Source organism: Streptomyces paludis, from assembly GCF_003344965.1.
Classification (GTDB): Bacteria; Actinomycetota; Actinomycetes; order Streptomycetales; family Streptomycetaceae; genus Streptomyces; species Streptomyces paludis.
In genome coordinates, this window is record NZ_CP031194.1 from 5,942,825 (window position 1) to 5,962,270 (window position 19,446).

A 19,446-nucleotide genomic window follows, 5' to 3' on the forward strand; every position below is an offset into this window, starting at 1 on the left:
TCACCGCCGCGCGCAAACGGGCCGGGCGCGGCTCCGGATGAGGGGCGAAGGAGTTGAATTCACATATACCGGTGCCGATTTCGGTCACCGTACGGTCCCTACGACCGCCACCCAACAATCCGGTCTCGGCCGGGCGGGACCGATACCGGCGGACGACGATCGACACCATATGTTCACGCACACGAAAGGGGCGCACTCCGTCCGAGCGCGCCCCTTTACGGTGTCAGTGCAGATCGAACTCGCCGTCGCGCGCGCCGAGAACGAACGCCCGCCACTCGCCCTCGGTGTACCGGAGCACGGTGTCGGGGTCCAGCGACGACCGCATCGCGACGGCTCCACCGGGCAGATAGGCGATCTCGACCCGCTCCTCGTCCGGACTGGTGCCGGGGGCACCGAGCCACTCGACACCCGAGATGTCGAGGGCGTACAGCTCGTCCTTCTCCTGTGCGCTCCCCATGAGCCAAGATTCCCTTCGGTAACGGCTTCCGTAAACGGCTTTGGTGACGGCCGGGATGGATGTGCCGGTCATGCCGGTCAAAGCCACTTCGGCATCTTAGGGCAGCTCATTGACCGAGATGGGGTACTCCGGCAACGCGGAGTCAGCAACCCGACGTCCCCGCCCCCGAGTCAGTCCATGCGCCGGGCCACACCCAGCAGACCCGTCTCGGCGTCGGTCGGGCTCGTCATCACCCAGTGCCGCTCCTGGCCGGCGCACCAGAGGGTGACCCCGTCGGCCAGCGTGGGCAGCGCCTCGCGCTCGGCCCGGGACAGCCCCAGGATGCGGCTGGTCTGCTCCGCCTCCTGCGGCGATATCCGCTGGACGCCCACCAGCCTGGCGTCCCGCATCAACCGGGGTGCCACCGGGCTCAGATACGGCAGCAGCGTCATCACGGACTGCCAGGGCGCCGACACCACGCGCCCGCGCGGCGGCCGCATCCCGCAGTCCCGGATCACCACGACCGGGCTGCCGACCGTCGCCCCCATGGGGGGTACGCGGCCCACCTCGTGGAGCGTGATGCACTCCAGGCCCGCGCCGGCCGCCTGGGCCAGCATCGTCCATGCCTGAGGCCGCCCGGTCTCGACCGCCACGCGCGCGCCCGTACCCGCCGCGCGCAGCGCCAGCACCTGCGCCGACCAGAGGCCACCGATCAGCAGCACGTCGTACGGGGTCGACCGGTGGAAGCCCACCAACTGGGGGCGCCCCTCCGCGTCGTCCCCGAGGACCACGCCGTCGTCCCCCACCGGCAGCGCCAGCGCGCCCAGATGGTCCACGGTCATGGTGTGTCCCGCGTGCCGGGGGCCGCGCAGTCCGCGCGCCGTGCCGATTCCGGCGGTCATCGCGCTCCTCCCAGGGGCAGTGTCGCCAGCACACCGGGCAGCTGCTCGCGGTCCAGCCGGATCAGCCCGACCTTCGCGTGGCGCGCGGCGCCCTCCAGCACCCGGCGCACCCGTACCAGCTCCGTATCGCTGCCGCCCGTGATCCGTACATGGCCGGCCACATCCATCGAGCCCCGGCGGTTGCCGGGACGCAGCGTCACACTGAAGGTCGTCGCATAGGCCGGGGCCGAGGTCAGCAGCGCGACCAGCCGGGGCAGCGGGGTCGCCGCGCGCCCCAACTCGGGCCAGCGGCCCACCGCGTACGTGGTGTGCCAGCGGTCGTCGCAGCGCCAGACCCGGGTGGTCTCGGCCGTACGCGCGCGGGGCGCCGACTCCGGCCGGCTCGCGCGGGCCGAGAGCGCCGGGCTGGCACAGGCCGACGTCGTCATCGCCGAGTTCAGCTCCTGCTGGTCCAGGACCACCGCCCGGAACCCGGCGCCGGTGATACGGCTCGCCACATGGTCCGCCACCCGCACCAGACAGCGCTGGGCGCCCTCGACACCACCGCCGCGCGCGTCCACCGCCTCCCGGCACAGCTCCGGATCCAGCTTCACCGCCACCCATGTCAGCCGCAGCGCCGGCGCGCCCGTCACCTCCTGGAGCGGGGTGTACGAGAGCCGGGCCACCGACTGCTCGGGCAGATGCGGCGCGGGCGCCGAACGCACCTGCTGCACCAACTGCACCGACTCCAGCACGATGTCGTCCACCTGGAGCGAGGCGCCCAGCAGGGAGAGCGGCAGCGAGCGCGCGCCGGAGACCGGGCGCAGCCCCTCACCGTTCGCCTCGACCCGGATCACCGCCGTCAGGAAACTGCCGTCGCCGAGCATCCCCACCGTGCGCCGGTCGCGGTCGACATAGGTGAACGGCCGGAAGCCCGGCACGCTCTCCGCTATCGGCGCCAGCGACGGATCCGTGTCCGGCGGGCCCGGCTTCAGCGCCCGCCTGCGCGCCCGCAGGGCGAGCGCGGCCGACATCCAGTCCTGGACGGCGTGCCCCCGGCGGCGTACCACCGCGAGCAGCACCAGCGCGCCCGCGACGACGAGCGTCGGCACGAGCCAGAGCCCGCCCAGCACACCGCCGATCAGCGCCAGCGCCACCGCCACCTCGACCAGCACCAACTGCCGCAGCTGGAAAGGCCCCACCCGGCTCGTGGCCGACAACGGCCGCAGGGTCGTCTTCGCGGGAGGTACGGGCAGGGTGTCGGTGGCCCCCATCGCCGGTACGTTGCTGCGTCGCTTACGGGAAGCGCCCGGGGCCCGTGCCGTGCCCCGCTCAGTGCGCTCGCGCGTCGCCGTACTCATCGCCGCCTTGCCCCCCTCGTGCCGTAAATCACCATTTGATCCTGGGTATTGACGGGCCGAACACCCTACCTGAGCGGTGCGCCGCAAGCCCCAGCATGCATAGTAGGGGGCCGGTACGACAGCAGCCCCTCTCGGTGAGTGTGGCAACCTGGTCGCCGCCACGGGGAGAGGGACAGCGGACAGATGGCATCACGACGGGATGAACTCAACGCATACACCTTCGCGAAGCGAAGGCTGATCGCGCAGTTCGTGCAGCCGAACGCGACCGGCTCGGAAGAGGGAGCGCCCCGCCCGCTGCGCGCGGTACTGCCCGGCACGATCGTCGGGGTCGTGATCCTCGCCGGCTTCGGCGCCTGGGGCATGTTCAAGCCGGTGGCGCCCAAGGACTGGGACCGGCCGAACGAGAACGTCATCGTCGCCAGCAAGTCCACCACCCGGTACGTGGTGCTGAGGACCAACGGCAAGACACAGCTCCATCCGGTGCTGAACATGGCCTCCGCGAAGCTCCTCCTGAACGGTGACAACAGCAAGGTCGTCAACGTCAGCGAATCGGTGCTCGACAACGGGAAGATCCCGCACGGCGCCACCATCGGCATCCCCTACGCCCCCGACCGGCTGCCCGACGCCAAGGAGGCGGGCGCGGCCAAGCGCTGGGCGGTCTGCGAGCGGCCGGGCGAGGGCGGCAGGGCCATCCAGAAGGCGGCCTTCGTCCTCGCCGAACGCGACCGGGCGAAGACCGACGGCGCGAACCGGCTGCGCGGCGGCGAGCTGATGTATGTGGAGGGGCCGGCGCCCGACCGTACCCGCTATGTCGTGGACGCGGGCGGCAAGGCGTACGAGGTCGCCCGGGACGAACTGCTGCTGCGCCAGCTGGTCGGGCAGGACCGCAAGCCCCAACGCGTCTCCGCCGCCTGGCTGGACACCCTGCACCGGGGCGACGCGATCGCCTTCCCGAAGATCGACGGCGTCCCCGGGGCCGACGCGGAGGTCCCCGGCGATCTGCCCGCCGAGCTGAACAAGGTGGGCACGATCCTCACCGCGGCCGACGGCACCAGGAAGCAGACGTACATCGTGCTGCCGGGCCGGGTGGCCCGTGTCACGGACTTCACCGCGAAACTCCTGCTCAGCAGCAAGGACCTGATTCCCCTCGGCCAGGACGGCGAGGCGAAGCCCGTCGCGCCGGGGCTGATCGAGCCCCGCGAGAAGTTCGGCAGCCAGAACGACTGGCCGGCCGACTCCCCGAAGCCCGTCAACTCGGCGAGCACCGCGCCGGGCAGCCGCAACACCGTGTGCGGCGTCCTGCGGTCGGTGGACCAGGACAGCGGCGCCACCACGCTGAGCACCTGGGCGGGCACCGACTTCCCCGCGCCGCTGCCGACCGGGTCGAGCAGCGCGTACGTCACCCCGGGATCCGGGCAGCTGTTCCGCCAGTTCAAGGGCTCCACGACCGGCTCGGGATTCATCTTCCTGGTCACCGACACCGGTCTGCGCTACGCGATGCAGTCCAACGGCGACTCGGCCACGGACGACTCCGGCATCGGCGCCTCCGGTACGGCCAAGGAGAAGGCGGCGCAGCGGGAGGCGGACCAGCAGGCCCAGAACCTGCTCGGCTACAAGAACGTCAACCCGGCGCCGGTCCCGGCCGCCTGGTCCTCGTTCCTGCCGACCGGGCCGCGGCTGTCGACGGGCTCGGCCCGCCAGCCGCAGGGCTCATGAGGGAAGGCGGAGCCATGACACCGAGAAACGGCGACCGCTCCCCGTACAGCGGCCGTTGCCCTCACCGCCTGCTGACCCTGGCGGCGGTCACCGCGGCCACGGCGCTCACCTATCTGAGCCTGCCGGTGCCGCACGCGGTGGCCGACTCGGCCCAGTGCACCTTCGGCGGCGAGAAGTACGAGGGCCGGCCCTGGTCACTTCAGCGTGTCCTCCTCGATGAGCTGCGTACCCAGTCGACCGGCAAGGGCGTCCGGGTGGCGGTCATCGACACCGGTGTGGATGTCAGGAATCCGCAGCTCACAAAGGCCGTTGATACCAAGAGCGGACGGAACTTCCTGCCGAAGGACCTCAAGGACGAGAACGGCCAGAAGATCGCACGCGGCAAGGAGAACGGCACCACGGACACCGTGGGCCACGGCACCAAGGTCGCCGGCATCATCGCCGCCCGCCCGCTCAAGGGCACCGGATTCGTCGGCCTCGCGCCAGAGGCCACGATTATCCCCATCCAGCAGAACGACGCCGAGGGCCACGGCACGGTCGAGAAGCTCGTCGAGGCCATCAACTACGCGGTCCAGGCGGGCGCGGACGTGATCAACATCTCGCAGGACACGGAGAACGCCGTCGAGCCCATTCCGGCGCTGCGCAAGGCGGTGGACGAAGCGCTGGCCCAGGAGGTCGTCATCGTCGCCTCGGCGGGCAACGACGGCCTGGGGGGCAACGTCAAGAAGACCTACCCCGCGTCGTTCCCCGGCGTCCTCGCCGTGGCCGCCTCCGACCGTAACAACGAGCGCGCCGTCTTCTCCCAGTCCGGCGAGTTCGTCGGCATCGCCGCCCCCGGCGTCGACATGGTCTCGACCGTCCCCGGCGGCGGCCACTGCGCCGACAACGGCACCAGCTTCTCCGCGCCCTATGTCGCCGGCGTCGCGGCGCTCATCAAGAGCAAGCACCCCGACTGGACACAGCGGGAGATCGTCGCCCAGATGCAGCAGACCGCCGAACGCTCGGTCGCGGGCCACGACCGCCTGGTCGGCTGGGGCGTCATCGACCCCGTACGCGCCCTCACGGAGGACGACAAGCCCATCGAAAAGCCGGTCCCCCACGAGGGTCTGACCGATGCCGAGGCCCCGACCCCGGCCAAGGTCCACCTGGGGGAGTCCCCGGAAGAACGAACCGCCCGCCTGGCGACCTACACGGTTGTGGGTGGTGGAGTCCTGGTCGCCGCCATAGCGGGCGGCGGGGTGGCCCTCCGCGACGCACGCCGCCGCACCAGGGGGCCGGACGGCCGGGTGACCGCGTGAGAGCCCGGGAGCGCGCTGAAATGCCGCGCTGCGCGGAAACCGTACAGGCTCTCACAGATCACGTCGTCCGGAAGGCGCTTGACGGATAAGACTTTTGGGGCTGTCAGACCCCATGGCTAGAGTGACATGTATGTGGCGAGTGGTGTTCGCATCACCACGGCCACGGTGCGTGTGAAGTAAACGGGGAGGGTTACGGGGATGCCAGGTCCGGGGAATGGCAGCGACGATGTCAGGCTGCATGTCGAAGCGTTGAAGAAATTCCGCTCACGGGTGGACATACTGCTGAGAGATCTCCAGGGCAGCGCCGCCGGCAGCACCAAGGTGGCCGCCCAGACGATCTCCCGCTCGTCCCTCAGCGGCCGCAACGTGCCTTTCGCCGAGGCGGACGGCCTCTACGCGCAGTACAGCCGGGTCCACGAGGCACTCGCCTCGCTGTCCAGGTCCCTCAGCGACCAGATCGAGGTCCTGAGCATCGGCGTACACGCGGCGGCGGTCGGATTCCACAACGTCGAGGAAGACATCCGCCGGCGGTACGCCACGATCCAGATGCGGATCGACCAGGAGCAGGAAGCGCGCGAGGCTCCGCAGAACGACGAGCAGCAGCGCACGAGTGACACGTCCGGTGGGTCGTTCGATCCGGGGGAGCCGAAGTGAGTGACGAGAAGACGCAGAGAGCGGACGACAACGCACGCGTCGACATCCGCAACAGCCAGATCGACATCGCGCGGAGCATGGCGTCGTCCACTCCCGACTTCTCCGGCGGGGGCCAGGGCCAGGGCCGGGGCGGCGGGCCGGCCCCGGGGCCGTTCGCCAGTACGAGCTTCGAGGGCCACGACCTGAACGAAATGATCAGCCTGGTCAACAGCGCCAACCACGCCGATCTGGTCAGCGCGGGCCAGGCCCTCTGGGCGGCGAGGGACGCGCTGAAGGACGCCGCGAGCGAGCTGAAGGACTACGTCGACGCCGTCGACTGGACGGGCCAGGCCAGCGACTCGTTCGAATCCTTCGGCAAGGCCCTGACCACGCACGCCCTCAGCCTGTCCGACTTCGCCGACGTAGCGGGAACCCAGATCGCGGCGGCGGGCTCGGGCCTCGCGGAGGTACGCACGGCGATGCCGCCAGGCGACAGCAGGCTCGTCAGGAAAAAAGTCGAAGACTTCCAGATCATCGAGAAGACGAGCACGAACAAGGACTACGCCGAGGCGGTGAAGGTCGAGGCACATCGCCAGGAGGCCATCAACCAGATGTACCGGCTGGCGTCGTTCTACGCGGTATCGGAGGAGACGCTGGCGGCGCAGCAGCCACCGGAGTTCGGGGAGAGGGCGCCGGGGGAGGTGCCTCGGCCTAAGGGCGGTGTGGATCCGGGACCGGGGGCGGCTGCCAGTGCTCAGGCTGCCGTTTTGCAGGGCGCTGCCACCCCGCAATCAGCTTCAGGCCGTGCGGAAATCGCTGCCGCTGGTGTGCCTCGCAGCGGATCCCCCGAATCGGTGCTTGTCAGCAGCCCTGGCAAGGGTATTGATGCGGTTCCGGATGGAACAGGCATCGTGCCCAGAGGCGAAGCCTCGTCTCTTCCCGGCGGGAGTACCTCGCTGGAGATCAACAGTGTCGCAGCCCCGGCAAATCCGACTACGAATGCGACTCCTCTGCCGACTTCAACGGCAAACGGTGCGCCAACGTCCGTATCTGCGCCTGGATTCAGCCCCCCGTATCCCTCTGTCAATCCTGCCCAAGGCGCGGCCGTGCGATCCTCGGGTCCGGCTGGTGCCGCCAGCACGTCAAGGGCAACGGGGAGGGCGCCCATTGGCGGGAGTGGTAATTCGGCTGGGGGACGGCCTGGCGTAGCCGGTAGTGGGCCCGTGGGCATGGGGCGCGGCGGTGCGGCGGGGCAGACACCGGCAGCGGGAAGGCCAGGCCCGGTCGGCCGACAGGGAGTTGTCGGAGGCAGCCCGAGGGCCGCTGGCGGATCCGCCGGCTCGCGAATGCCGCGAGGAACCGTTGTCGGAGGAGAGGGCAACGCTCTGGGGCGGGCCCCCTCCGGAGGCATCGGTCAGCGTGGAGTCGTCGGTGCGAACCCTGCGAAGGGTGCGGCACGGCCCGGGGGGAGGGGCACTGCCAGTTCGAACGGGGTGGTCGGTACGCCCCGTGGTGGTTCAAAATCCGGTGCCGGATTTACGCAAGGTGGTGCGGGTCTGGTACGTGGCCCAGCGGGCCGCAAGGACGACAAGAACGAGCCGGAGTCGACTGGATCGTCGCGTCCTGACTACCTGACAGAAGACGAAGAGACGTGGACAGGCAAACGGCGTGGTGCCGTACCGCCGGTGGTCGAATAAGCACAGGAAAGGTGCGGAAGTCAGGATGACGCCAGATACGAGCCGGGTCGTGAAGCGTAAAACAGCCCGTGGTGTACGGCGCGGGTTGCTCTGCACGCTTGCCGCTGCTGGCGCCTGGAGCGTGGTCATCGCGGGGCTGGCTCCGGCCGCCGTGGCTGCGGACGATGTGCGGTCGAAGCAGTGGTACCTGGACGTGATGCGTGCCGAGGACATGTGGAAGGTCACCACGGGGGAAGGCATCAAGGTCGCGGTCATCGATACCGGCGTCAACGCATCCACCCCTTCATTGAAGGGGCAAGTCTTGAAGGGACTGGACGCAACTGGCGTAGGCAAGGAGACGGACGACTACAACGGCCACGGTACGACCATGGCTGAGTTGATCGCGGGAACAGGAGAAGGTGGTGGTCTCCAAGGGCTTGCTCCTGGCGCAAAGATCATCCCTATGAGGATCTCTGATACCGATTTTCAGAATAAGAATGACGTGAACGCACTGGACGCCGAAGACGCAATCATGGCTGCTGCTGATAGCGATGCGCAAATCATCAGCATGTCGTTCGCCAGTGATTACTCGGCCGGTACGGAGAGAGACGCGGTGAAATATGCGGAGAGCAAGGGGAAGCTATTCTTTGCCGGCGTCGGAAATAACGCAGAAAAGGGCAACAAGGAGCAGTATCCTGCCGCCTACCCGCAGGTTGTCGGGGTTGCTTCGGCAGACAAGAAGGGTGTTGTTGCGGACTATTCCCGCAATGGAACCAGTGTGGATATTGCGTCGCCCGGAAATGATATCCCGCGCTGGTGCGACTCAAAATTCAAGAGCTATTGCGATGGAGATGGCGGAACCAGTGCTGCCACCGCCATCGCTTCCGCTTCCGCCGCTCTTATCTGGTCCGCCCACCCGGACTGGACCGCGAACCAAGTCCTCCGCGTGCTCTTCGAGACTGCCAGTCGCACCTGGAAAGAGGGCGACCTCAGTAACCATCTCGGCCACGGCCTGATCCGTCCCGGCGTGAATATCCTCCACGGCAAGGGCGACCCGGGCGACCCGGACATCAACCCCCTCACCAACAAGAAGACACCCAGCCCCTCGGGCTCACCCACGCCCTCCGCGTCGGAGACCGCGTCGTCCGAGGCGCCCGAGGGCAAGGCGAGCGACAAGCCGGGCGACAAGGCAGTGGTCGCCGCTACCGACAGCGGCTCGGGCAACGGCGTGCTGATCGCCGGTGTGGCTGTAGGTGTCGCTGTGCTCGCCGGGGGTGCGTTCGCCGTGATCCGTAGGCGCCGTAGCGCCTGACGACCGTTCGTTCCCGCTGACGTTCTTCTCGACGGCCACCCGGCGTCGAGACTCATGAACAACCCGGTGAGACCATCGCCTCACCGGGTTTCCAGAGAGGAAGCCCATCGCATGACTACACCCGCGCAGAAGGCGAATTCACAGAAGCTCGGCAAGCTTCAGGAAGAAATCGCCCTGAACTTCGAGGACGTCAAGGGGCAGTTGAAGCAGCTCCAGGCCACCATCGACAGTCTGGAAGGCGCGTGGCAGGGGATCGGCGCCGGTGCCTTCAACTCGAAGCAGAAGGCGATCAACGACCGCGTGGTGGACCTCGGTCTGCTGCTGGTCAAGTTCCAGAACGCCATTGGCGCTGCCCGGACCATCAACAGCAACACGGAGCACGACATTGAGGCCGCCCTCCGCGGTATCAATGTGGACGAGAGCGGCTCGGGCAGCGCAGCCGCCGCCGGCGGCGGATCTGCTCAGACGACGCGGATCTCAAGCCTCAACAGCTTCTGATCCTCGTCCCCTTGCGATCGCGCGCTCTTCCGCACCCGCGTCCGCGCGCGCACCCGCACGTAATCGGTAAGCCACACACATCTCGCTGGAGGAATTCATGGCAGACGACGGCACGATGATCGTCACTTACGGCTCGCTGGACCAGGCGGCCGGCTCCATCAGGGAGCAGGCGAAGAAGCTCGGGATGACGCTGGACGCCATCAAGGCGCAGATCCAGTCCGTCGCCGACGTCTGGGAGGGTGAGGCCAAGCAGGCGTACCACCAGGAGCAGGCCAAGTGGGACAAGGACGCCGCCGAGATCCAGGCCAACCTCGCCAAGATCGCGACCGCGGTCGATGACGCGAATGTCGCCTACCGCAGTGGGGACAAGCGGGCGGCCGCGAACTTCCACTGAGCCGGTCTTGAGGCCGGACCGAGCGCTTTAGTAGGTGATCGACCAGAAGAGGTGGGCACGCACGGGAGGTGCCCACCTCTTCTGTTTCCCTCACAGGAATTTATTCATGGCTTCGCTGTGCACCCCATGGCGGCGAATCCGGTGGGGAGGTACGCGGTGGCGAAGGACTCCAGATCCTTGCGCTGCCCGTCCGAGCCATTTCCGGTAACCGACTCGATATCCAGTATGTACTGGTTGGCATTCTTCTTCTCGGTGCAGGTGGTTGCCAGCAGCAGGGCGCTGTCGGAGACCACCGCGTCTTCTCCGATGCCAATTTTTTCGGGGTCTCGGAATTTCCCGGTCCGCTGCGTGGCGAAATCCATGACGTCAAATTTTTCCTGGTTCTTGAATTCTTTGACGTACAGTGCCGGCTTCTTGTCGACGGAGATTTCGCAGACGGAGGAGGAGCTGTCGGAGTCGTGCTTCTCCGCGAACTCGCTGCCCGACGGCAGAAGAGGCTTCAGCTTCGCCGGCTCGATCGCGCGGCCGCATATCTTCTGAGGGAGCGTGTAATCGTCCGCTTGAGTGCATGCCGATACGGCCAGCAGCGGGGCGATGACGGCCAGCGGGCCCAGGCCACGCAGGATCAGGCCGCGCAGGTTCAGGCGGCCCAGGTTCAGGCGGCCCAGAATCATGCGGCGCAGGATCGTTCGCGTCGAGATCATTGCGGTGCGATTCCCGCTTTCCTGTTCGCCGTGCTGTTCCCGTTGAACGCCGAGTTCCCGATGGAGTCCTGGCGCAGGTATTTGTTTCCGTCTTCCGCCAGCCGGTGGTCCGGATTCGCCTTGGCCCACTCGTCCGCCAAGGAGGCCAGGTAGTTCTGGCGGGACGTGAAGTTGTTGCTGTTGTCGATCGCGTTCTTGTCGTCGATCCGGCCCTGCTCCTCAAGCTGCCAGGCATAGGCTGCCGCGTCCACGCCACGCTGGATCGCGTCGCCGAAGGTGGGGACGAAGTTGAATGCGCCACCGACGATGTGGTAGCCCCACTTCGCATTCCAGGACGGGTCTTCCTTGTCCGTCTCCAGCGCCTGGTAGCGGGCGGATTCCAGGAACCCGACGGTCTGGCCGGCTCGCTTGAGCTCCTCCTCGGGATCTCCCGTGTGCTCCCCGTGGATATCGGCGACGATCGCGGTATTGATGCTCCGCATGAGGATCTCGTGGGATCCCTGGTCCCGGGAAACCTGCTTCGACACTTCGAGCAGATTTTCGTAGTCGAGCGGAGTCCTGTCCGTCTGAATCGCGCTCGCCGACTCGTGCACCTCGGCGCCCCAGTTCCCCAGCATCTTCGCGGCGCTCTCACGCAGCTCCGACGGGAAATCGTCCCCCGCTTCGGCCAGATGCTTGAGGGACTGGTCCAGCGCTTCCTTGTTCTCGCCGCTGTGCGGGACGAATTGCGCGTTCTCGTCGTTGGGGTTCATCCCCGAGGTCGCCGCGAACATGGCGTTGCCCGTCGCCTCCAGCGCCGGGTTCGGGCCGTTCTGCGGGCCGTCGTTGAAGGAGCGGCGGTCCTTGAGGACCCACTCCGCGTTGTCCTGCGGGTCCGTGCTGCTGAAGAAGTCGGCCGCCGCGTCCGGGCTGTTGGTCAGGGCCATCATGAAGCCGGTCATCGGGTCGCGGCCGAAGTCGCCGTTCCCGTCGCCCATGAAGTTCATCCTCGGCATCATGGGGCCGCCCGTGGCGCCGGTCCAGAAGTTGCCCGGGAGCTTCATCTTCTTCTCTTGGGCTATGAGCGAGTCGCCGTACTTGTTGAGGAACTTGTCGTCGTAGTCCCCGACACGCATCAGGTTGCTCATGATCTGGAAGCCGTACACGGTGGTCCCGCGGGTCTGGATGCGCTCCCCGCTGAGCTTCAGCATGTCCTCCTTCCACTCCTGCATCTTGGGGCTGTCGATCTGCGTCGCGCCGGCCAAGGTGAGGCTGAGGTTCTTCTGGAGTTCGCCGTACTGGTTGAAGCGGGTGCGCTGGAGCGCTCCGCCGTCGGACGGGTCCGAGAGGTCGGCCCAGAAGTCGAGAACCCCGCGCGGGCCCAGCGTGGCGGCGAACCTCTCCTGGAACAGCGGGTCGTTCGCGTAGGCGGCGAGTGTGGAGTTGACCTTGTCGAACTCCTCGGGGGTCATGTCGTCCCCCTTCTTCTTGATGATCTGCGCGATGTCCTCGGCCTTCTCCAGGGCCTCCACGGCGGAGTCGCGGTCGCCGTACACCGCGTTCGCGAAGCCCTGTTCCGCCTGGTCGACCAGGGCGCGCAGCACCTGGGCGGCCGTGGTGTCGCTCTCGGTCGCCCTGTTCAGGATCAGCTGGACGTCGTCCCGCAGAAAGTCGACGTCCTGCTGGGAGTGGCTGGGCACCTCGGTGCCCTTGGCCGCGCGGTCGGGGTGGACGAGCATCGTGACGGTGAAGCCCCCGTCCGCCGTGCTCGTCACCGTGATGTTCTTGCGGCGCGCCAGTTCGAGCTTGGACTTGAGATCGTCCCGGTAACCCACGAGTTCATCGCGGGTGTCCTTGAGGATGTCACGGATGGAGGTCGCCTCGGTCACCGCGTCCGCGAACTCGCCGACCGTCTTGTCGACGAACTCGCGGGTGACCGAGGCGTTGTCGCCCGCCCAGTTGGCCTTGTCCGCCTTGGCCTTGAGATCCTCGCGCGCCTGCTTCTCCAGGTTCTTGAGGTTCGTGACCACCGTGGACCAGTCGGTGATGTTCGTGTCGAGCGTCGCGAAGTTCGCGTGGAGCAGCTCATCCATGTTCATCAGGACTGCTTCCTCTCGCTGAAGCCCTCGTCCAGCAGCGTGATGCTGCTCACCGTGGTGACGGTGGCCCGTTCGTCCTCCTGGTGCGTCTTCTTGGTGAAACGCATGTGGTTGGAGATGTGCCCACAGGCGTCCAGGAGCGAGGTGAGCTGGTTCTCCCACTTCTCCTGTACGTGGTGCAGCCCGCCGCCCAGCGCGAAGCCCTGCGTCGAGAGGTCCTTGGCGGCGGTCTGACTGCTGGACCAGGCGTCGCGTCCGTAGCGTCCGAGCCCGTCGAAGAGTTCGTACGCGCTGTTGCCCACCGCGGCCAGATCCGTCTGGTTGACCTTGAGGTCCCCCTGACCGCCCGCGCCCGCGCCGCCGCCCTCGGCCTGGTACTGGTTGATCCTCATCTGCGTGGGCTGCTGCTCGGCCGCCGCGGCCTTCAGCTGTTCCCATTCGTCCCATGCCATGTGATGGGTTCCTTTCCCCCGTGCGGTAAAGCTGAAAACGGATCTTATGACGACCGTGTGCGGTCGCCCACGCCTACGGCATCAGCCCCGTCTGCACCAGCGGATTCCCACGCCGCCGGGTCACGAACACACCCCGGCCCGCCGGCATTGGGCGAGGGCGGGCGTTGCCGAAGATGGAGCCCTCGTTCGGGTCGCCGGAGAGGATCAGGGCCTGGGCGCCCAGCTCCTGGATGCGCTGGACGAAGGGCTCGTACGTCGACCGGCTCGCCCCCGCCGTGCTGCGGGCGATGATGAAGCGGACGCCGACGTCACGCGCGAAGGGCAGCAGCTCCGTGATGCCGGAGAGCGGGTTGCCGCTGGAGGTCGAGACCAGGTCGAAGTCGTCGATGACGACGTACACGGTCGGCCCCTGCCACCAGCTGCGGTCCCGCAGCTCCTGCGCCGTGACCGTCTCCGACGGGGTACGGCGCCGCATCAGGCCGGCCAGCGCCTCCATGTGGTGCACCATGTTGTTCGACATGGGGATGTACTCGGCCAGATGCGACGGCGGCGTGACATCCAGCAGGGCGCGCCGGTTGTCGATCACGAAGAGCTTGCAGACATCGCCGTCGTACCGCTCCGTCAGCTGCTTGATGAGCAGCCGCAGCAGGTTGGACTTCCCCGACTCGCTCTCGCCGTAGATCAGCAGGAACGGATCCTGCTCGAAGTTGACGAAGACCGGCTCCAGATTGTTCTCGTCGATACCGAACGCGATCCCGCGGTCCGGATACGCCGAGCCGCCCGGCAGCTCCGCGACCGGCAGTGCGCGCGGCAGCAGCCGTACGGCGGGGGCGCCCGGCGCCGTCCAGTGCCGGGTCACCTCCTGGGACATCGCGGCCGTGGCCTCCGACAGATCGCTGTCGGAGTGGATGCTGTCGATCCTCGGCACCGCGGCCATGAAGTGCAGCTTCTCCGGAGTCACCCCGCGCCCCGGCACCCCCGTCGGGACATTGACGGCGACCTTGCGGTCGATCTCGGAGTCCATCGTGTCACCGAGCCGCAGCTCCAGCCGGTTCATCAGATGGTCCTTGAGATTGGCGCGGACCTCCATCGAACGCGACGCCGTGACAATCACATGGATGCCGTAACCGAGCCCGCGCGCCGCCATGTCGACAACGACCTGCTCCAGGCCCTCGTAGTCCGTACGGAAGTTGCCCCACCCGTCGACCAGCAGGAACACATCACCCCACGGCTGGTCCGCCACCGAGATCTCGCCACGCGCCCGCAGCCTGCGGTACGTCGCGATGGAGTCGATGCCCGAGGAGCGGAAGTACTCCTCGCGCCGGGACATCACGCCGTACACCTCGGCCACCGTGCGCCGTACCCGCTCCGGATCGAGCCGCGAGGCCACCCCGCCCACATGCGGCAGTCCGGCGATCGACGACAGTCCGCCGCCACCGAAGTCCAGCCCGTAGAACTGCACCTCCTGCGGTGTGTGCGTCAGCGCGAAGGCCGCCACCAGCGTCCGCAGCAGGGTCGACTTCCCCGACTGCGGGCCGCCCACGATCTGCATATGGCCCGCCGCCCCGGAGAAGTCCCGGTAGAGCGTGTCGCGGCGCTGCTCGAACGGCTTGTCGACCACCCCGAGCGGTACGACGAGCCGGCCCGCCCCCTCGAAACCGGGCTGGGTCAGCCCGCGGCCGGGCACCTCCGCGAGCCCCGGCAGCAGCTCGTCCATCGCCGGCGGGTTGTCCAGCGGCGGCAGCCACACCTGGTGGGCCTCCGCGCCGCGCCCTTCGAGCCGCCGCACGATCACATCCAGCACGGAGTCGGCCAGCGCGTCGTCCTCCGCCGCCCGCCCCTCCGGCACCCGGGGCGCGGCGGCCGGCTCGACATACCGCACCGGCACCGGAGCCGCCGTGAACGGTACGGGCCGACGGTCCACCGGAAGCGGCCCGTCCGCCCCCGCCGCCCGCTGCGGGCCCGCCCGGTAGACCCCGGAGACATACGCCGCCTTGAACCGGACCATCTCGTCCGTACCGAACTTCAGATAACCGGAACCGGGGACATTGGGCAGCTGGTACGCGTCCGGGACGCCGATGGCCGCGCGCGACTCGGCCGCCGAGAACGTCCGCAGCCCGACGCGGTACGACAGATACGTCTCCAGACCGCGCAGCCGGCCCTCCTCCAGCCGCTGCGAGGCCAGCAGCAGATGCACGCCCAGCGACCGCCCGATCCGGCCGATCTGCACGAACATCTCGATGAAGTCCGGCATCGCGGTGAGGAGTTCACTGAACTCGTCGATCACCAGGACGAGCGACGGGATCGGCTGCAACGGAGCGCCCGCCGCGCGCGCCTTCTCGTAGTCGTGGATGTTCGCGTAGTTCCCCGCGTCGCGCAGCATCTCCTGACGGCGGTTGAGTTCCCCGCGGATGGAGTCGCCCATGCGGTCCACCAGCGTCAGATCGTCGGCCAGGTTGGTGATCACCGCGGCGACATGCGGCATCTGGGACATCCCGGCGAAGGTCGCGCCGCCCTTGAAGTCCGCCAGGACAAAGTTGAGCGTCTCCGACGAATGCGTGACCGCCAGCCCCAGCACCAGCGTGCGCAGCAGCTCCGACTTCCCGGAGCCGGTCGCGCCGACACACAGACCGTGCGGGCCCATGCCCTCCTGCGCGGCCTCCTTCAGGTCCAGCATCACCGGGGCGCCGTCCTCGCCGACACCGATCGGCACCCGCAGCCGTTCGGCCTGCGAACGGGGCCGCCACGTACGGGCGACATCGACGGAGGCCGCGTCCCCCAGATTCAGCAGATCGGTGAAGTCCAGATTGGCGAGCAGCGGTTCGTCGTCGTCCCCGCCCGACGCCACCGAGAGCGGCGCGAGCTGCCGGGCCAGCGCCTCGGCCGCCTCCGCGCTCAGCAGATCGGGCACCCCGTCGTACACCAGCCCGTGCCCCGACTCCAGCTGGAGCGCGTCGGGATGGACCACCACCGACAGACCGCCGCGCGCCCCGGCGGTCTCGCCCGGCACGACCTCGATGACCGTCACCCCCTGAAGCCCCTCCGCACCGGCGAACACCGACATCGGCGGTACGGAGCGACCGTCGAGGACCACGACCACATGCGGCTGGTCCAGCAGCGGATGGCCGGCGCCCTGGAAGCGCGGACGGCCCTCCAGCCGGTCCCCGAGCAGCTCCTCCAGCTCCAGGATGTCGCCGGTGATCAGCCGCCGGCTGCCCGCCCCGTCACCCGCGCCGCGCGCCTGCGCGTGCGGCAGCCACTTCGCCCACTCCCAGTGCGGCGCCGTCTCGCGCCCCGCGACCACGGCGACGACCAGGTCCTCCGGGGAGTGCAGCGAGGCCAGCGAGCCCACCATCGCGCGGGCCGTCGACCGTACGGACTCCGGCTCGCCGCTGACCGTCACGTGGTAGAAGGCGCGCAGCGAGACGGCCATGGGCAGCCCGTCGAGCGTGGAGTGCGCCGTCAGGAACTGCTGCATCGCCCCCGCGGTGAGCGGCTCCAGCTCATCCACCGGCGCGGTCTCCGGCGCCACGAGCGGCGTCGCCAGCTGCTGGCTGCCCAGCCCGATCCGCACCTGCCCGAAGTCGTCGTCGGCCGCGCGCCGCTCCCACACCCGGCTGCCCTCGGCGACCAGCGCCCACAACTGCTCCGGGGAGGGGTGCAGATAGAACTGCGCGTCGCGCTGGAGATGCGCGGTCTTCAGTACGGCCCGCCTGGTCTGCGTCAGATACTTGAGGTAGTCGCGCCGCAGGTCCGCGAGCTGGCCCTGACTGCCGCGCCGGTAGCGGACCAGCGTGGCGATCGCCATGGCGACCGTCGAGGCGATCATCACCATGCCCATGATGCGCATGATCGGGTTCGGCGTCATGAAGAAGAAGACGACGGAGCCGCCCATGCCCAGCATCGGCAGCAGCTGCATCATCGCGCCCTCCTGCTGCCCGCGCGGCAGTTCGGGAGGGGACTGCAACTGCACATGGTCTCCGGGCACTTCGGCCGGGAGAGCCCGTGGTGGTCGCTTGACGACGATCTGGCTCACAGCTCACCCAATCCCTTGCCGGACGGAAATGTTCCTATCGGCGCCCCCGTGGCGACGGGCTCCGTCCGCGGGGAGGGATCCTACTTGCGCGACGGGAAAGGGCGTGGCGGTAGGGTGACGCGACGCGTTTGCTCGCCGATGAACTACCGCAAAACGGAGGGTCATCGGGGAAGCGGACGGGCGGGGGCGCACAACACAGCCGGTCAGCACGCGCATCGCACCGCGCGGAGCACCACACCGGTCGCACCACGCACACCCCCTGCCCCCTCCGCACCGCGCGCCGCACCAGTGCGGGACCCACCAGCGCACGCAGGACCATCACGAGGGGAAACAGCAGGTGAGTATCACGGCGTCAGCGGCGGTCACCGGAGCCGGGCCCACGGGGCCGGCCGCCCCGTCCCGCGGCGGGACCGGATTCTGCCGGATCACGGTCGTCGCACCGGACAGCCGCGTCGATGTCGCGCTGCCGGAGGACATCCCCGTCGCCGACCTCTACCCGGAGATCCTCCGGCTGTCCGGACAGAGCCCCGCCGAGGGCGCCCCGGTCGGCTACCACCTGGTACGGCGCGACGGCACCGTCCTCGACAGCGCGCGCACCCTGGCCGCCCAGCGCATCCTCGACGGCGAACTGCTCTCGCTGCGGCCCTTCGCCGAGTCACTGCCCCCGGCCGTCTTCGACGACGTCTCCGACGCCGTCGCCTCCGCGGTGGCCCGCGACCGTACGCTCTGGACCGACACCCTCACCCGCGGCGCCGGCCTCTTCGGCGGCTCCGTCCTGCTGACGCTCCTCGCCTTCGTCCTGTGGACCGCCGACCCCCGGCACGACATGCACGGCCTGCCGGGCATCCTCGCCGCCGTCACCGGCGTCCTGCTGCTGGCCGTCTCCGGCGTACGGGCCCGGGTCTACGACGACCGCGCCTCCTCCGTCGCCCTCGGCATCGGTGCCCTGGCGAACGTCGCGGTGGCCGGCGCCGGACTGCTGCCCTTCGCGGCGGGGGAGGGCACCGGCCGGCTCCAGGCCCTGCTCGCCTGCGTCGCCGTACTGGTCGCCGCGGTGATCCTCACGATCACCGCACCCGGCGGGGACAGCCCCTTCGTCGCGTTCGTCCTCGCCTCCGGCGTCGGCGTCCTGGTGATCTTCGTGGCGATCCTGACCGGACTCACCCCCGCCGAGACCGCCGCCGTATGCGCCCCCCTCGCCGTCGGCGCCCTCGCCTTCCTGCCCGGCCTCTCCACCCGCTTCGCCCGCCTCCCCATCGGCTTCGAGCCGCCCCGCTCGGCCGTCACCGGGTACGGGAGCGCCGACCCCGCGCCCCAGGAGCCGATCGACGCCGAGCGCATCGCGGCCCGCGCCCGGCGCGGCCACGAACTCCTCGTCGGCCTGGTCGGCGGCTGCGCGCTGGTCGCCGTGGCCGCCGCGGCCGTGCTCGGCTTCTCCGACGGGCTCTGGGGCCGGCTGCTCGCCCTCGCCACCGGCGTCGCCATGCTGATGCGCGCCTCCCTCTTCCGCTACACCGCACAGGTCGGCTGCGCGCTCGCGGCCGGCCTCGGCGCGCTGGTGCTGCTCGTCCTCGGCCTCTGCCTCAACCCGCCGCCCGCCCTGATGCAGAACGCGCTCCGGGGCGACAGCGCCGCGCTCGACATCCGTACGATCTGGCTCACCACCGCCGTCGCCGCCGTCGCCGCGCTGATCACCGCCATCGCGCTCATCGTCCCGCGCAAGGGCGTCACCCCCTTCTGGGGCCGCTTCCTGGAGATCGCGGAGGCGTTCGTCCTGCTGACGCTCGTACCGCTGTGCCTCGCGGTCTTCGACGTCTACCACTCCATCCGCGCGCTGACCTCCTGACGCCCGGAGAAGCCCGGCCGTACGGACTGGTACTCTGGGCGACGGCCGTTTGTGTACATGTACCGGGAATCCGTCAGGATCCCCGGGCCCGCGCGCAACGGATCCCCGCCTCCCGAGTCACGGAA

Annotated in this window: 15 protein-coding genes; 8 read left to right on the forward strand and 7 right to left on the reverse strand. The window is 68.9% G+C overall.

The genetic code is table 11. The features are described from left to right. Window positions 1-223 precede the first annotated feature (223 nt). From DVK44_RS26315 to eccE, 3 genes are all read right to left on the reverse strand, one after another. Entirely contained in the window at window positions 224-457 is a 234-nt protein-coding gene (locus DVK44_RS26315; RefSeq protein ID WP_114662518.1) for a DUF397 domain-containing protein, read from the reverse strand. Window positions 458-627: 170 nt separating this feature from the next. Continuing rightward, window positions 628-1,338 carry a hypothetical protein gene (locus DVK44_RS26320; RefSeq protein WP_114662520.1) on the reverse strand — a complete coding sequence of 237 codons (711 nt, stop codon included), beginning with the start codon at window positions 1,336-1,338 and terminating at the stop codon, window positions 628-630. Next, window positions 1,335-2,678, reverse strand: a complete 1,344-nt coding sequence (gene eccE / locus DVK44_RS26325; RefSeq protein ID WP_181957532.1) for a type VII secretion protein EccE — start codon at window positions 2,676-2,678, stop codon at window positions 1,335-1,337. Before eccE ends, DVK44_RS26320 begins: the two co-directional genes overlap by 4 nt. A 183-nt stretch (window positions 2,679-2,861) precedes the next feature. On the opposite strand from eccE, the gene eccB reads away from it, so the two are divergent. The 7 genes from eccB to DVK44_RS26360 all read left to right on the forward strand — a co-directional run bounded on the left by eccB (window position 2,862) and on the right by DVK44_RS26360 (window position 10,205). After that, window positions 2,862-4,394 (forward strand): type VII secretion protein EccB, encoded by a 1,533-nt coding sequence (gene eccB / locus DVK44_RS26330; RefSeq protein WP_114662522.1) that lies wholly within the window; start codon window positions 2,862-2,864, stop codon window positions 4,392-4,394. A 14-nt stretch (window positions 4,395-4,408) separates the two neighbouring features. After that, entirely contained in the window at window positions 4,409-5,692 is a 1,284-nt protein-coding gene (gene mycP / locus DVK44_RS26335) for a type VII secretion-associated serine protease mycosin (RefSeq protein WP_114662524.1), read from the forward strand. A 270-nt stretch (window positions 5,693-5,962) separates the two neighbouring features. Then, window positions 5,963-6,346, forward strand: coding sequence for a hypothetical protein (locus DVK44_RS26340; RefSeq protein WP_228447379.1), 384 nt, complete (start codon window positions 5,963-5,965; stop codon window positions 6,344-6,346). Continuing rightward, on the forward strand, window positions 6,343-8,022 hold the full coding sequence (locus DVK44_RS26345) for a hypothetical protein (RefSeq protein WP_114662528.1): 1,680 nt from the start codon (window positions 6,343-6,345) through the stop codon (window positions 8,020-8,022). The genes DVK44_RS26340 and DVK44_RS26345 overlap by 4 nt, the downstream gene beginning before the upstream one ends. Before the next feature lie 25 nt (window positions 8,023-8,047). Then, the gene (locus DVK44_RS26350) at window positions 8,048-9,313 is read left to right on the forward strand and encodes a S8 family serine peptidase (RefSeq protein ID WP_114662530.1); all 1,266 of its coding nucleotides are present in this window, start codon (window positions 8,048-8,050) and stop codon (window positions 9,311-9,313) included. A 111-nt stretch (window positions 9,314-9,424) separates the two neighbouring features. Next, window positions 9,425-9,811 (forward strand): WXG100 family type VII secretion target, encoded by a 387-nt coding sequence (locus DVK44_RS26355; protein ID WP_114662532.1) that lies wholly within the window; start codon window positions 9,425-9,427, stop codon window positions 9,809-9,811. 97 nt (window positions 9,812-9,908) lie between these two features. Further along, entirely contained in the window at window positions 9,909-10,205 is a 297-nt protein-coding gene (locus DVK44_RS26360) for a WXG100 family type VII secretion target (RefSeq protein ID WP_114662534.1), read from the forward strand. A gap of 104 nt (window positions 10,206-10,309) precedes the next feature. Here DVK44_RS26360 and DVK44_RS26365 read toward each other — a convergent pair whose 3' ends face one another. From DVK44_RS26365 to eccCa, 4 genes are all read right to left on the reverse strand, one after another. Further along, window positions 10,310-10,909 carry a hypothetical protein gene (locus DVK44_RS26365; protein ID WP_114662536.1) on the reverse strand — a complete coding sequence of 200 codons (600 nt, stop codon included), beginning with the start codon at window positions 10,907-10,909 and terminating at the stop codon, window positions 10,310-10,312. Then, window positions 10,906-12,987: a DUF6571 family protein gene (locus DVK44_RS26370; protein WP_181957533.1), complete on the reverse strand. Its 2,082-nt coding sequence runs from the start codon at window positions 12,985-12,987 to the stop codon at window positions 10,906-10,908. Before DVK44_RS26370 ends, DVK44_RS26365 begins: the two co-directional genes overlap by 4 nt. Further along, window positions 12,987-13,439: a hypothetical protein gene (locus tag DVK44_RS36815; protein ID WP_181957534.1), complete on the reverse strand. Its 453-nt coding sequence runs from the start codon at window positions 13,437-13,439 to the stop codon at window positions 12,987-12,989. The genes DVK44_RS26370 and DVK44_RS36815 overlap by 1 nt, the downstream gene beginning before the upstream one ends. Before the next feature lie 73 nt (window positions 13,440-13,512). Beyond that, a complete protein-coding gene (eccCa, locus tag DVK44_RS26375; protein ID WP_114662547.1) occupies window positions 13,513-17,475 on the reverse strand; it encodes a type VII secretion protein EccCa in 3,963 nt (1,320 codons plus the stop codon). 337 nt (window positions 17,476-17,812) lie between these two features. Here eccCa and eccD point away from each other — a divergent pair, with 337 nt between their 5' ends. Next, a complete protein-coding gene (gene eccD / locus DVK44_RS26380; protein WP_114662549.1) occupies window positions 17,813-19,321 on the forward strand; it encodes a type VII secretion integral membrane protein EccD in 1,509 nt (502 codons plus the stop codon). Window positions 19,322-19,446 lie beyond the last annotated feature (125 nt).